This window comes from Streptomyces griseoviridis (genome assembly GCF_005222485.1).
In the GTDB taxonomy this organism is placed as follows: Bacteria; Actinomycetota; Actinomycetes; order Streptomycetales; family Streptomycetaceae; genus Streptomyces; species Streptomyces hintoniae.
Map to the genome: position 1 here is coordinate 5,574,970 of NZ_CP029078.1, position 14,453 is coordinate 5,589,422.

The 14,453-nt window shown below is 70.8% G+C and carries 11 protein-coding genes; 7 read left to right on the plus strand and 4 right to left on the minus strand.

All coding sequences use genetic code 11. The annotated features are described in order from the left end of the window. Nucleotides 1–83: 83 nt before the first annotated feature. On the plus strand, nt 84–1,622 hold the full coding sequence (hutH, locus tag DDJ31_RS24205; RefSeq protein WP_127182626.1) for a histidine ammonia-lyase: 1,539 nt from the start codon (nt 84–86) through the stop codon (nt 1,620–1,622). A gap of 67 nt (nt 1,623–1,689) precedes the next feature. Here hutH and DDJ31_RS24210 read toward each other — a convergent pair whose 3' ends face one another. Both DDJ31_RS24210 and DDJ31_RS24215 read right to left on the minus strand, forming a co-directional pair. Further along, entirely contained in the window at nt 1,690–2,487 is a 798-nt protein-coding gene (locus DDJ31_RS24210) for a hypothetical protein (RefSeq protein WP_127178268.1), read from the minus strand. A gap of 42 nt (nt 2,488–2,529) precedes the next feature. After that, entirely contained in the window at nt 2,530–2,859 is a 330-nt protein-coding gene (locus DDJ31_RS24215) for an LPXTG cell wall anchor domain-containing protein (RefSeq protein ID WP_171480893.1), read from the minus strand. Nucleotides 2,860–2,968: 109 nt separating this feature from the next. On the opposite strand from DDJ31_RS24215, the gene DDJ31_RS24220 reads away from it, so the two are divergent. The 5 genes from DDJ31_RS24220 (at nt 2,969) to DDJ31_RS24240 (ending at nt 10,686) form a co-directional block, all read left to right on the plus strand. Next, a complete protein-coding gene (locus DDJ31_RS24220; RefSeq protein WP_240678095.1) occupies nt 2,969–3,358 on the plus strand; it encodes a hypothetical protein in 390 nt (129 codons plus the stop codon). Between the two features lie 205 nt (nt 3,359–3,563). Then, nucleotides 3,564–4,826 carry a L,D-transpeptidase gene (locus DDJ31_RS24225; protein ID WP_127178266.1) on the plus strand — a complete coding sequence of 421 codons (1,263 nt, stop codon included), beginning with the start codon at nt 3,564–3,566 and terminating at the stop codon, nt 4,824–4,826. Between the two features lie 135 nt (nt 4,827–4,961). Next, nucleotides 4,962–6,437, plus strand: a complete 1,476-nt coding sequence (locus DDJ31_RS24230) for an ABC transporter permease (RefSeq protein WP_127178265.1) — start codon at nt 4,962–4,964, stop codon at nt 6,435–6,437. Nucleotides 6,438–6,479: 42 nt separating this feature from the next. Continuing rightward, nucleotides 6,480–7,163 (plus strand): ABC transporter ATP-binding protein, encoded by a 684-nt coding sequence (locus tag DDJ31_RS24235; protein WP_127178264.1) that lies wholly within the window; start codon nt 6,480–6,482, stop codon nt 7,161–7,163. 271 nt (nt 7,164–7,434) lie between these two features. Next, the gene (locus DDJ31_RS24240) at nt 7,435–10,686 is read left to right on the plus strand and encodes a S8 family peptidase (protein ID WP_127182625.1); all 3,252 of its coding nucleotides are present in this window, start codon (nt 7,435–7,437) and stop codon (nt 10,684–10,686) included. A gap of 232 nt (nt 10,687–10,918) precedes the next feature. Here DDJ31_RS24240 and DDJ31_RS24245 read toward each other — a convergent pair whose 3' ends face one another. Further along, entirely contained in the window at nt 10,919–11,830 is a 912-nt protein-coding gene (locus tag DDJ31_RS24245; RefSeq protein WP_127178263.1) for a helix-turn-helix domain-containing protein, read from the minus strand. A 173-nt stretch (nt 11,831–12,003) separates the two neighbouring features. Between DDJ31_RS24245 and DDJ31_RS24250 the strand changes: the two genes are divergently transcribed. Further along, entirely contained in the window at nt 12,004–13,044 is a 1,041-nt protein-coding gene (locus tag DDJ31_RS24250) for an NAD(P)-dependent alcohol dehydrogenase (RefSeq protein WP_127178262.1), read from the plus strand. A gap of 343 nt (nt 13,045–13,387) precedes the next feature. On the opposite strand, the gene DDJ31_RS24255 is transcribed toward DDJ31_RS24250, so the two are convergent. Next, nucleotides 13,388–14,410, minus strand: a complete 1,023-nt coding sequence (locus DDJ31_RS24255; RefSeq protein ID WP_240678399.1) for a FecCD family ABC transporter permease — start codon at nt 14,408–14,410, stop codon at nt 13,388–13,390. Nucleotides 14,411–14,453: the final 43 nt, after the last annotated feature.

Below are 14,453 nucleotides of genomic sequence, written 5' to 3' on the forward strand. Positions count from 1 at the left end.
TGGTGTGACGAAGCGGTAAGGGGTGGACCCCCGGCCCACTGGTGACATCGTCGAATTCACTGCGTACGCTCCTGAATATGGATATGCACACTGTGGTGGTGGGGACGTCCGGGGTGACCGCGTCCGACGTGCTCGCCGTGGCGCGCGGCGGTGCCAGGGTCGAGCTGTCGGGGGAGGCGGTCGCGGCCCTCGCCGCGGCCCGCGAGGTCGTCGAGGCGCTGGCCGCCAAGCCGGAGCCGGTCTACGGCGTCAGCACCGGCTTCGGCGCCCTCGCGACCCGGCACATCAGCCCGGAACTGCGCGCGACGCTCCAGCGCAACATTGTCCGCTCGCACGCCGCGGGCATGGGAGCGCGCGTCGAGCGCGAGGTCGTCAGGGCGCTGATGTTCCTGCGCCTGAAGACCGTCTGTTCCGGCCGCACCGGTGTCCGCCCCGAGGTCGCGCGGACCATGGCCGACGTCCTGAACGCCGGTATCACCCCGGTCGTGCACGAGTACGGCTCGCTCGGCTGCTCCGGCGACCTGGCCCCGCTCTCGCACTGCGCCCTGACCCTGATGGGCGAGGGCGACGCCGAGGGCCCCGACGGCGTCGTCCGCCCGGCGGGCGAGCTGCTCGCCGAGCACGGCATCGCGCCCGTCGAACTGCGCGAGAAGGAGGGGCTCGCGCTCCTCAACGGCACCGACGGCATGCTCGGCATGCTGGTCATGGCCCTCGCCGACCTCGACACCCTCTACAAGACGGCCGACGTCACCGCGGCCCTCTCCCTCGAAGCCCTGCTCGGCACCGAGAAGGTGCTCGCCCCCGAGCTGCACGCCATCCGACCGCACCCGGGCCAGGGCGCCGCGGCCGCCAACATGCTGGCCGTGCTGAAGGGCTCGGGCCTCACCGGACACCACCAGGACGGCGCCCCGCGCGTCCAGGACGCCTACTCGGTGCGCTGCGCCCCGCAGGTCGCGGGCGCGGGACGGGACACCCTCGCGCACGCCCGGCTGGTCGCGGAGCGCGAGCTGGCGTCGGCCGTGGACAACCCGGTGATCCTGCCCGACGGGCGCGTCGAGTCCAACGGCAACTTCCACGGCGCCCCGGTGGCGTACGTCCTTGACTTCCTCGCCATCGCCGCCGCCGACCTCGCCTCCATCGCCGAGCGCCGCACCGACCGGCTGCTCGACAAGAACCGCAGCCACGGGCTGCCGCCGTTCCTCGCCGACGACGCCGGTGTCGACTCCGGTCTGATGATCGCCCAGTACACGCAGGCGGCGCTGGTCAGCGAGATGAAGCGGCTGGCCGTCCCGGCGTCGGCCGACTCCATCCCGTCGTCGGCCATGCAGGAGGACCACGTCTCGATGGGCTGGTCGGCCGCCCGCAAGCTGCGCACGGCCGTCGGCAACCTCGCGCGCGTGCTGGCCGTCGAGCTGTACGCGGCCACCCGCGCCGTCGAACTCCGGGCCGGCCTCGACCCGGCGCCCGCCTCGCGGGCCGTCATCGACGCGGTGCGGGCCGCGGGCGTCGGCGGCCCGGGGCCCGACCGCTTCCTGGCCCCGGACCTGGCCGCCGCGGACACGTTCGTCCGCGCCGGGGGAGCGGTGGCGGCAGCGGAGACGGTGACGGGACCGCTGCTGTAGGGCGGGCCGCGCACGCCGCGGGCGGGGCCCGGCCGGTCGGTACGGCCGGGCCCCGCCCGCGATGGTGCTACTTGAGCTTGGCCTCCTGGGCCGTGACGATCTCCGCCGGGATGGAGATGTCGGCCTTCTTGCCCGACAGGGCCGCCAGGTTGAGCGAGTAGTACGTGGCGACCGTCGAGCCGTGCCGCACGACCTCGGCGTTCACCTGCGTCTCACCCTCGTCGGTCTTGCCGTTGACCGTGTAGGCGATCGACTCGTCGCCCGACCCCGTGGACTTCCCCGCGGTCACCTTGGTGAACCGCTGGGTCTCCTGGCCCTTCGCCGAGAGCGTGAAGCCGCTCGCGCAGCTGGTGGTGACGGCGTCCTTGACGGCCTTCATGGTCCGCTGCGCGCCGTCCCCGTCGTACGAGGAGAGCGAGACGATCGTGATGGTGGAGCCGAGCAGGTCCATCGCGGCGTCCAGGTCCTCGTCCGAGCCGGCCGACGGGGCGGACGTGGGCGCCGCCTGGGTGGCGACCCGGTTGACGTAGGCGCTCTCGTCGCCGGGCGCGAACCCGGTGAGGACGTAGGCGAGCGGCTCGCACGCGGCGTCCTTCACCGTCAGCGCGTCCTTCGACGGGACGATCTGCTGGGCGGCGCCGGCCGGCTTGACGTCGTAGCCCTTCAGGTCGGCCTTGCCGACGATCAGCTTCTCCAGCTCGGCCGCGCCGAGCGCCTTGGCCGTGGCGGCCGGTGCGGACGGCTTGTCCGCGGTGTTCTTGGTGTCCTTCGCGTCGGTATCCCCGCCGCACCCCGTGATGAGGGCGAGCGACAGCGCACCCACGGACATCGTGGCGGCAGCGCGGGCCCTCGATGATCTCTTCATGAGCGGACTATGAAGTTAGGGTCAAGTGATCGTCAAGTCGATTCAGAACCCGAGGCGTTCGCGGCGCACCGAGTAGACGACGAAGCCCGCTCCGAGCGTGAGGAAGAGGGTGCCGCCGACGACGTACGGAGTGGTGTCGAAGCTGCCGGTGTCGGCCAGTTCGACGTCCCCCGTGCCGTCCTCGGCGGCCGACGCCGTGTCCGACGTCCCCGACTCCTGGGAGAGCGCCCTGGCCTGCGTCGTCGAGGTCGCCGAGGGCCGGTCGGCCCCCGAGGTCCCCGGGGACGCGTTGGCGGACGGGACGAACCACAGGGCGCCCAGGAGGGTCCCCGCGGCGGTGGCGGTCAGCAACGAACGGCGAGCGGATGACACGGAATATCGATCCCCTTGTGGCGCTGGTGAATTGGCCGTGTGGGGCGATGTTAGTGAAAGGCGCGGGTCACGGGAAAGTCACGGGCGCGACGGGCCGTACTCTCCGGGCATGAGCATCGAAGAGACCCCGCGATATGTACGGCTTCGGGTGGAAGTCGTCCTCGAAGTGAACGACGTCGACGCCGTCACGCAGGCCGCGCTGCGCAGGATCACCGACGACGAAGGTGTACCCGACGGCGAGCGGGTACACGCACAGAGTGCTGTGACGGAAGACACCGCGGAGGCCCTCGCCCATCTCGTCGACCCGTTCGACCTGGTCAGCGAGGTGCCGGGGGTGGAACTCGCGCAGGCCTCGTGGTCGAGCGAGGAAATCGAGTACGACCCCGACGCGCCCGACTGGGAGCTGGACGAGGATGATGAGACGGCGGAGTATCCCGAGGACGCCGAGGGCGCCGAGGGGGCCGAGGAGACCGAAGAGGCGGTGCAGGGCGTCCGTTGAGGCGTCCGGGGAAAAACCTGGCCCCGGACGGCAACCGCCGTCCGGGGTTCTCGCGTCTCAGAGATGCACACCGACCGACCGCCGCACCACGCGTTCCCCGGCGACGTGGCGTGCCCCACATGTCCGCGGATCGTGGAACGGGACGCAGCGGTCGTAGCGTTGAAGTGCGTTAACGGGGACTGTTGGGGTTCTGGGTTCGGCAACGATGGAGAAGCGTGTGATGACGGACAGTAAGCGGCGCAGGGGCCTGATGGCCGCGTCCGCTCTGCTCGGCGGTGTGCTGGTGCTCTCGGCGTGTTCGGGCAGCGACGACGCCTCGGGCGGCGGGGGCAAGGACGCCTCGCAGGCCCAGGCGGACGAGGCGGCGGCCAAGAAGACCTCGGCGGCCGATATCAAGATCACGCCGAAGGACGGTTCGGACAACGCCTCCATCAACAACTCGGCCGCGGTCACGGTCAGCAAGGGCACGCTCACCAGCGTCGCCATGAAGACCGCCGAGGGCGCCGCCGTCGCGGGCGAGCTGTCCGCCGACAAGACCAGCTGGAAGCCGACCACCCAGCTGGAGCGCTCCACCACCTACAAGGTGACGGCGGCGGCGAAGGACGCGGACGGCCGGGTCGCGCACGAGAACGCGTCGTTCACGACCGTCTCCCCGACCAACAGCTTCATAGGCAACTTCACGCCGGAGAACGGTTCCACCGTCGGCGTGGGCATGCCGGTGTCGATCAACTTCGACAAGGCGATCACCAACAAGGCCGCGGTCCAGAAGGGCATCACGGTCACCTCCAGCAGCGGTCAGGAGGTCGTCGGGCACTGGTTCAACGCCAACCGCATCGACTTCCGCCCCGAGGAGTACTGGAAGGGCAACTCCACCGTCACGCTGAAGCTCGCGCTCGACGGTGTCGAGGGTGCCTCCGGCGTCTTCGGCGTCCAGCAGAAGACGATCACCTTCCACGTGGCCCGCAACCAGGTCTCCTACGTCGACGCGAAGACCAAGCAGATGAAGGTCACGCAGGACGGCAACACCATCAAGACCATCCCGATCTCCGCGGGCTCCCCGGACAACAAGACGTATGAAGGCGTCATGGTGATGTCCGAGAAGTTCAAGGAGACGCGCATGAACGGCGCGACCGTCGGCTTCACCGACGACGACGGCAAGGGCGAGTACGACATCAAGGACGTGCCGCACGCCATCCGGCTCACCAACTCCGGCACCTTCATGCACGGCAACTACTGGGGCGCCAAGTCCATCTTCGGCAGCGTGAACACCAGCCACGGCTGTGTGGGCCTGTCCGACACCAAGGGTGCCGACGACACCGGCACCCCCGCCTACTGGATGTACAGCCACTCGCTGGTCGGTGACGTCGTGGTCGTCAAGAACACCGGCGACAAGACCGTCGCGCCGGACAACGGCCTCAACGGCTGGAACCTCAACTGGGCCGACTGGAAGGCCGGTTCCGCCGTCTGACGCACCCTCACCCCACAGACTTCCGATGCCGCCCCCAGGGGCGGCATCGGTGTTTGCGGGGTGGTCCACAGCCTTCTCATGATTCTCTTATGCGGGCCTTATCGAGTCGTCACGGTCTGTCCCTACCTTGCGGCCATGTTCTTCACCTACCTGAGGCGCGAACTGCGCCGCCGCAGAAAGGCGGCGCTCGTCGTCGCCTCCGGTCTCGCGCTCGGTATCGCCCTGGTCATCGTGGTCACGTCCGTGTCGTCCGGCATGGGCAAGGCGCAGGACAAGGTCCTCCAGTCGCTGTACGGACTGGGCACGGACATGACGGTCACCAAGGCGGCGGCGCCCTCGACGAGCGCGTCGCAGCGCCCGCGCTTCCAGTTCGACGCGCGCGGCGACGACTCCGACGAGGAGCAGAGCAGCGACCGCGTCATGGTGCAGGGCTTCCAGACGCTGTCGACGGCGACCGTCTCCAAGGTCGGCGCCCAGCACGGCGTCTCGGACGCGGCCGGCGGGCTGAGCCTCCAAGTCATCAAGATCAACGGCCAGTTCACCCGCGGCCAGTTCCAGCAGGACCAGAACGGCGGCGGCCGGCAGGGCGGCCCGGGTGGCGGCAGCGGCCAGCCGCAGGGCGAAGTCCGGGGCGGCGGCGCCGACTTCGACGTCAACAACTACTCCGTCTACGGCACCGACGTCAGCAAGCCCGCCCTCGGCCCGCTGACCTCGTCGAAGATCAGCAGCGGCCGCACCTTCACCACCTCCGAGACCGACGCGAAGGTCGCCGTGGTGGACTCCGCGTACGCCAAGGAGAAGAAGTACAAGGTCGGTTCGTCGATCACCGTCAAGTCCACCAAGTTCAAGGTGATCGGCGTCGCGACCGCCGACAGCGGTGACGCGGCCGCCGACGTCTACATCCCGCTGAAGCGGGCGCAGACCCTCAGCGACTCGAAGGACAAGGTCACCACGGTCTACGTCAAGGCGACCGACTCGCAGCAGATCTCCACCGTCAAGTCCGCGATCCAGAAGAACGTCTCGGGCACCACCGTCACCACCTCCGCCGACCTCGCCTCCACCGTCTCAGGATCGCTCTCCACCGCCTCCTCGCTGGCCACCAGCGTCGGCAAGTGGCTCTCCATCGCCGTGCTGGTCGCCGCGTTCCTGGTGGCCGGGCTGCTGACCTCGTCGGCGGTCTCCCGCCGGGTCCGCGAGTTCGGCACCCTCAAGGCGCTGGGCTGGAAGTCCGGCCGGGTCACCGGGCAGGTGGTCGGCGAGGCCATGGTCAACGGGCTCCTCGGCGGCGCCCTCGGTATCGCCCTCGGCCTCGCGGGCGCCTACGTCGTCACGGCCATCTCCCCCACCCTGAGCGCCCAGTTGGGCGGCGGCGGCGGTGGCGGCGGGGGCGGCATGGGCGGCCCCGGCGGCGGAGGAGGCGGCGGCTTCGGCGGCGGTCCCGGGCGGGCCGCGGCCAAGACCCTGGAGGTCACCCTGACCGCCCCGGTCAGCGTGACGACGGTGGTGACCGCGGTCGCCCTCGCGGTGGCCGGCGGCCTGATCGCGGGCGCCTTCGGCGGCTGGCGGGCCTCACGGCTGCGCCCGGCGGACGCCCTGCGCCGCGTCGAGTAGCCGTCAACTCCCGCCCCGACCACGCACCTTCCAGGAGTCACCGTGTACGAACTCAGAAGTGTCACCAAGCGCTACACCCGAGGCAAGGACACCGTCACCGCGCTCGACGGCGTCGACCTGACCATCGCCGACGGCGACCGCCTCGTCATCCAGGGCCCGACCGGCGGCGGCAAGTCCACCCTGCTCCAGATGCTCGGCGGCCTCGACCGGCCCACGTCGGGCGAAGTCGTCCTGGACGGCACCGACATGGCGAGACTCTCCGAGGGCAAGCTCACCGCCGTGCGCAGCGCCACCATCGGCTTCGTCTTCCAGTCGTTCAACCTGATCCCCACCCTCACCGCGCAGGAGAACGTGGAGACCGCGCTCGTCCCGCTCGGCGCCAAGGCCAAGGAGCGCCGCGAACGGGCCGCCGAGGCGCTGCGCTCGGTCGGTCTCGGCGAGCGGCTCGGGCATCTGCCGTCCGAGATGTCCGGCGGCCAGCAGCAGCGGGTGGCCATCGCCCGCGCGCTGGTGAAGCAGCCGAAGGTGCTGCTCGCCGACGAACCCACCGGCAACCTCGACGAGTCGATGCGTGACGAGATCATGGAGGTTCTGGAACGGATGTGGAAGGAGCTGGGGTTGACCTTCATCATGGTCACGCACGACTCCGCGATCGCGAAGAAGGCGCCGCGGCTGGCGACGATCCGCAAGGGCCGGATCACTGTCAAGGAGAACGCGGGCGCCTGACCCGGCGATCATGTAACAGCCACCCGGCGGTCGCGTAACAGTCGGCGCGAACCACCTCTTACCCTCCTCTCACCTCTTGAGACGGCTGATCGCCCCCCGGCATACTCCAGATCCGGGGGGACGATCGCGCATGTGTACGACAGACCCCTCGGCCGGGTGAACGGGAGGACCGCACCCGGACCTTCGGCGAGGGGGAGTTTTGCGCAGACAAGTCAAGAGAGCGTGCGCGGGCACGATCGCGGCCGCGGCGGCCGTCGCCCTCGCGGCGGGCATGACCAGCCCGGCGCAGGCGAGGACGGAGCGGACGGCCGGTGACCCGGCCGCCTCCGTCAAGGCGAAGCACCGCGTCACACTGATCACCGGCGACCGCGTCGCGGTGGACGCCAAGGGCCGCGTCGTCGGCCTCGAACCGGCCGCGGGCCGGGCCCACATACCCGTGCAGATCCGCAAGGCCGGCGGCCACACCCTGGTCGTTCCCGCCGACGTCTCCCGCATGATCGCGACCGGCAAGGTCGACCGCAGGCTGTTCGACGTCACCGAGCTGAACAAGGCCGCCAACCGCAAGGCCCAGCAGCAGGGCCTCAAGGTCATCGTCGGCTACCAGGGCACCGCGCGGACCGTGAAGGCCGAGGTGCGCGGCGCGGGCAAGGTCCGCCGCAGCCTCACCGCCCTCAACGCGGACGCCGTGCAGACCCCGAAGAAGGACGCGGCCGACCTCTGGTCCGCGGTCACCGACGGCGCCACCACCGCCTCCGGCATCGCGCACATCTGGCTCGACGGCGTCCGCAAGGCCAGCCTCGACAAGTCCGTGCCGCAGATCGGCGCCCCCACCGCGTGGGCCTCCGGCTACGACGGCAAGGGCGTCAAGATCGCCGTCCTGGACACCGGCGTCGACGCGACCCACCCGGACCTCAAGGGCCAGGTCACCGCCGCGAAGAACTTCTCCACCTCCACCTCCGTCACCGACAAGTACGGTCACGGCACGCACGTCGCGTCCATCGCGGCGGGCACCGGCGCCAAGTCGGGCGGCAAGTTCAAGGGCGTCGCCCCTGGCGCCCAGCTGCTCAACGGCAAGGTGCTCAGCGACGACGGCTACGGCGACGACTCCGGCATCATCGCCGGCATGGAGTGGGCGGCCGAGCAGGGCGCCGACGTCATCAACCTCAGCCTCGGCGGCAGCGACTCCCCGGGCATCGACCCGCTGGAGGCCGAGGTGAACAAGCTGTCCGAGCAGAAGGGCATCCTGTTCGCCATCGCGGCCGGCAACGAGGGCGAGTACGGCGACGCCACCGTGGGCTCGCCCGGCAGCGCCGCCGCCGCCCTCACCGTCGGCGCCGTCGACGACAAGGACAAGCTGGCCCCGTTCTCCAGCCGCGGCCCGACGGCCGACGGCACGATCAAGCCCGACGTGACCGCGCCCGGCGTCGACATCACCGCCGCCGCGGCCCCCGGCAGCGTCATCGACAAGGAGGTCGGCCAGAACCCGGCCGGCTACCTGACCATCTCCGGTACGTCGATGGCCACCCCGCACGTCGCGGGCGCCGCCGCGATCCTCAAGCAGCAGCACCCCGACTGGGGTTACGCCGAGCTGAAGGGCGCCCTCACCGGCTCCACCAAGGGCGGCGCGTACACGCCGTTCCAGCAGGGCACCGGCCGCATCCAGGTCGACAGGGCCATCAAGCAGACGGTGATCGCCGACCCGTCGTCCGTCGACTTCGGCACCCAGCAGTGGCCGCACACCGACGACACCCCGGTCACCAAGCAGGTGACGTACCGCAACCTCGGCACCGAGGACGTCACGCTGTCGCTGAAGGCGACCGGCACCAACCCCAAGGGCCAGGCGGCCCCGGCCGGCTTCTTCACGCTCGGCGCGACCACCGTCACCGTCCCGGCGGGCGGCACCGCCTCGGTGGGCCTCACGGCCGACACCCGGCTCGGCGGCACCGTCGACGGCGGCTACTCCGCCTATGTGACGGCGACCGGCGGCGGCCAGAGCGTCCGCACGGCCGCGGCCGTGCAGCGCGAGGTGGAGTCCTACGACGTCACCCTGAAGTTCCTCGGCCGCGACGGCAAGCCGACCAAGAAGTACGACGCCTCCCTGTTCGGGATCTCCGGGCTCGCCCAGGACGCGATGCTCGCGCCCTACGACCCCTCCGGGACCGTCAAGGTCCGCCTGCCCAGGGGCGGTTACACCCTCAGCTCGTTCGTGCTCGTCGACCCGGACAACTGGAACAAGGGCGCCGACTGGCTGGCGCAGCCCAAGCTGAACGTCACCAAGAACCAGACGATCACCCTGGACGCCCGCACCGCCAAGCCGGTCAGTGTCACCGTGCCCGCCACCGGCACCAAGCAGGTGCTCGCCTCGGCCGAGTTCGACGTCGAGACCAGCAACTCCCTCTTCGGCTTCGGCTATGTCGCGGACAGCTGGTCCGGGTTCCGCAGCGCCCACCTCGGCCCGCAGATCACCGACGGTTCGCTGACCCAGCAGTGGCAGACGGTCCTCACCAAGGGCGGCAAGGAGGAGTACAACACCACCAGCGGCGGCCGGGTCAAGCAGCTCGCCACCGGCTACACCAAGAAGTACAAGACCTCCGAGCTGGCCACCGTGAAGGTCGCCCTCGGCGCGGCGGCCGGCGGCAAGAAGGCGTCGATCGGCGCCCTCGGCTGGCTGCCCAACGGCAGCGGCGGCTGGTCGGTCGGCATCCCGCAGGCCACGCCGAGCACCCGCACCCTGCACCTGTCGACGCCGGGCGGCGCCAAGTGGTCGCTGGACTTCGAGCAGTACGGCGGGGTCGACGCGACCGGCTTCCCGATCGTCGACGCCGCGTACACGCTGGGCGCACCGCAGACCTTCAAGGGCGGCAAGAGCTACAGCAAGACGTTCAACACCGCCGTCTTCGGACCGCACCTGAACGCCGACTTCGGCCTCTTCCGCGACGGCAACAGCATCGTGGGCTACGTCCCGCTGTTCTCCGACTCCAACACCCACGCGGGCTCCAGCCTGTTCACGTCGGCCACCACCACCCTCTACCGCAACGGCACCAAGGTCGGCTCCAACCACGACCCGCTCTTCGGCGACGAGGAGTTCAAGGTCCCGGCCGGTGACGCCGAGTACCGGCTGACGACGTCGGTGAAGCGCAGCGCCAAGGTCTCGGCGGCCTCCACCCGCATCGACGCGAGCTGGACCTTCCGCTCGAAGAAGGTCTCCGGCACGGCCAAGCTGCCCGCCTCCATGGCCCGCTTCAAGGCGGTCACGGGTCTGGACAGCAAGGTCGCGGCCGGCAAGACGGTCAGCGTCCCGGTGGTCGTCGAGGGCCCGGCCAAGGGCGGCAACCTCAAGTCGCTCGCGGTGTACACCTCCTACGACGGCGGCAAGACCTGGAAGAAGGTCACCGTCTCCGGCGGCAAGATCAAGGTGAAGAACCCGGCGAAGGGGAAGTCGATCTCCTTCAAGGCGAAGATCACCGACAAGAAGAAGAACACGTCGACGGTCGCGATCTACAACGCCTACTACGGCAAGTAGCGGAACGGCTCGACCAGTTCACAGGGCGGGGCCCGACGGAAGCGGTGACGCTCCCGCCGGGCCCCGCTCCATGTATGTGTGGCGGTGGCTGTGGCTGCCGGGGGGGGGCGGCTGTGGGGGTGGTGGCTGTGGTGTGGGGGTGGCGGTGGTGGCTGTGAGGGTGCCTGTGGCGGCTGTGGTGGCTGTGGCGCTCGGCGCCTTCCGAGCGGACCGGCCCCGATGACCCCGTCGGCTACGACGGCCCCGACGCCTGCGCCGAGGACCCCGCCCGGGTCGCGTCCGCGCCCCAACTCGCCAGCAGCCGCAGCGCCTCGGCCGACGCCGAACCCGGATCCGCGTGATACGTCACCAGTGTCTGGTCGTTGCCCTCGGCGAGGTGGAACGACTCGTAGTTCAGGGCCAGTTCACCGACCAGCGGATGCCGCAGATGCTTCACCCCGTACGTCTTCTCCTTGACGTCGTGCGTCGCCCACAGCTTCCGGAACTCCGGGCTCTTGACGGACAGTTCACCCACCAGCGCGGAGAGCCGGGGATCGTCAGGATGGCAGCCCGCGTCCATCCGCAGGACGCTGACGATGTCGGACGCCTTCTGGTCCCACTCCACGAACAGCTCCCGGTACTCCTCGTTCAGGAACACCAGCCGCGCCCAGTTCCGCTCCGCCGCGGGCAGCTCCGCCCAGTCACCGAAGACCGCCGCCGCCATCCGGTTCCAGGCGAGGATGTCCCCGCGCCGCCCGGTGAGGTACGCCGGCACCGACTCCATCGAGTCGAGCAGCAGCCGCAGCGCGCCCCGCGCCTGCTGGACCCGGGCGGTCTGCTTCTTCCGGTGCTGCTTCGGCTTCGCCAGATGGGTCAGATGCGCCCGCTCGGCGTCGGTCAGCCGCAGCGCCCGCGCGATCGAGTCGAGGACCTCCGCCGACACGTTCCGTCCGTTGCCCTGTTCGAGACGCGTGTAGTACGCCACCGACACCCCGGCGAGCTGCGCCAGCTCCTCCCGCCGCAGCCCCGGCACCCGCCGGTGCCGCCCGAAGTCGGGCAGGCCCACGTCCTCCGGCTTCAGCCGGGCCCGCCGGCTGCGCAGGAACTCACTCAGCTCCGCCCTCCGGTCGAGCGAGGCCGCGGAAGCCGCAGACATGTCATCCATACGACCAGTATTCACCGTCGTACGCCGATCAGTCTGTCCCCGCCAGTGGTAGGCACAGCGAACGTACGCAAAGGCGTGGGATGGGTGGACGCGGCGTTTCGGAGCAGGCTGGAGGCCATGCCCGGCCGACAAGCAGCCGGGTCCGTCCCCCACCGCACGAGGAGAGCCACGGCATGACCACCGTCGCCGCTTACGCCGCACCCGCCGCCAAGGCTCCGCTGGAGCGCACCACCATCGAGCGCCGGGCGGTCCGCGAGTTCGACGTCCTGATCGACATCGAGTTCGCCGGCATCTGCCACTCCGACATCCACCAGGCCCAGGAGGGCTGGGGCAAGGCCATCTTCCCGATGGTCCCCGGCCACGAGATCGCGGGCGTCGTCTCCGAGGTCGGCCCCGGCGTCACGAAGTACCAGGTCGGCGACCGAGTGGGGGTCGGCTGCATGGTCGACTCCTGCCGCGTCTGCGAGAACTGCCTCAAGGGTCTCGAGCAGTACTGCCTGGACGGCAACACCGGCACCTACAACGCCATAGGCCGGGACGGCGAGCCCACCTACGGCGGGTACTCCCAGAAGGTCGTCGTGGACGAGAACTTCGTCGTCCGCATCCCCGACGGCATCCCGCTCGACGTCGCCGCCCCGCTGCTCTGCGCCGGCATCACCACCTACTCGCCACTGCGGCACTGGAACGCGGGCCCCGGCAAGAAGGTCGCCGTGGTCGGCTTCGGCGGCCTCGGCCACCTCGGCGTCAAGATCGCGCACGCGCTGGGCGCGGAGGTGACCGTCCTCTCGCAGTCCCTGCGCAAGCAGGACGACGGCCTGAAGCTGGGCGCCGACCACTACTACGCCACCAGCGACCCGAAGACCTTCGAGGAGCTGCGCGGCACCTTCGACCTGATCCTCTCCACCGTCTCCGCCCCGCTCGACCTCGGCGCCTTCCTGTCGCTGCTGCGCACGGACGGCGCGCTGGTCAACGTCGGCGCCCCCGAGGAGCCCGTCTCCCTGAACCTGTTCTCGGTGATCGGCGGCCGCAAGACCCTCGCGGGCTCCGGCATCGGCGGCATCCAGGAGACCCAGGAGATGCTGGACTTCTGTGCGGAGCACGGGATCGGCGCCGAGATCGAGCTGATCTCCGCGTCCGAGATCAACGAGGCGTACGACCGGGTCCAGTCCAGCGACGTCCGCTACCGCTTCGTGATCGACACGGCGACGATCTGAGCGCGTTGTCGATCGGGACGGCGGGGATCGTCTGGGGCGCTTGAGGGGCGGGCGTCGGCCGTCTGGGGCGTTTGAGGGTCGAGGTGTCGGCCCTCTGGGGCGCTTCGAGTTCGGGGCGTCGACCGTCTCGGGCTGAGGTTCTTCGGGTTCGGGGCGTCGACCGTTTCGGTCTGAGGCGCTTCGGGTTCGGGGCGTCGGCCGCCCGAGGTTCTTCCGGCTCCTTCCGGCTCCTTCCGGGGCCTCCCGGATCCTTCCGGGGTTCTTCCGACGTTCCTCGGGATCGGCAGGGCGCACGGCCCCGTCGGCGTGGTGCTGTCGCCCGCCGGCGGGGCCGTGCGCCGTGTCAGAGCTGTCTGCGGCCGCCGCGTCCCAGCAGCCACAGCAGATAGGGCCCGCCGACCAGTGAGGTGAGGGCGCCGACCGGCACCTCCAGCGGGGGCACCAGCGTCCTCGCGGCCAGGTCGGCGCCCACCAGCACGACCGCCCCCGTCAGCGCCGAGGACACCAGCGGCAGCTGCGGGGTGCGGGTCAGCCGCCTCGCCAGCTGGGGCGCGGTCAGCGCGACGAACCCGATGGGCCCGGCGGCGCCGGTCGCGCAGGCGGCCAGGACCACCCCGAGGACGGTCAGGCCGAGCCGGGTCCTGTCCACCCGGACGCCCAGCGCGGCGGCCGTCTCCGGGTCGAGCCCGAGCGGCCTGGCCGCCCGGCCCGCCCACACCAGCGCGGGCAGACTCAGCAGCAGGACGACGGCCAGCGGGCCCGCCTGCTCCCAGCCCCGGCCGTTCAGGCTCCCGGTCAGCCAGAGCTTCACCTGCTCGGCGGCCTCCAGCTCACTGTCGGTGAGATAGAGCTGCACGATCGCCGAGAGCGCCACCCCGATGCCGACGCCGGTGAGCACGAACCGGCTCGGCTGCATCCCGTGCCGCCACGCCAGCACGTACACCAGCCCGGCGGCGGCGAGTCCCCCGGCGACGGCCACCAGCGGCACCGCGCCCGGCGAGGCGACGGCCCCGGTGGCGAGCGCCAGCACGGTCGCGGCGGCGGCACCGTGCCCGACCCCGATCACGTCGGGACTGGCGAGCGGATTGCGGGTGACGGTCTGCACGAGGGCCCCGGCGAGCCCGAGCGCCGCGCCGACCAACGCCCCGAGCACGATCCTGGGCACCCGCAGCTCGTTGACGACCAGGTCGTACGGGGTGCTCTGGCCGCGCACGGTCCGCCAGACCTCCCCGGGCGCGACGAAGGTCTGCCCGACACAGGCGGCGAGGCCCATCAGCGCGAGCAGCAGGACGAGCAGCGCGACGGCGGTGCGGAGGGAACGCCGGTGCAGCAGGAGGGAGAGCCGGGGGGTGGGCCGCAGCAGCAGGGAGTGGACCGAGGGAAGATCCGCCCCACCCGGACCCTGACTC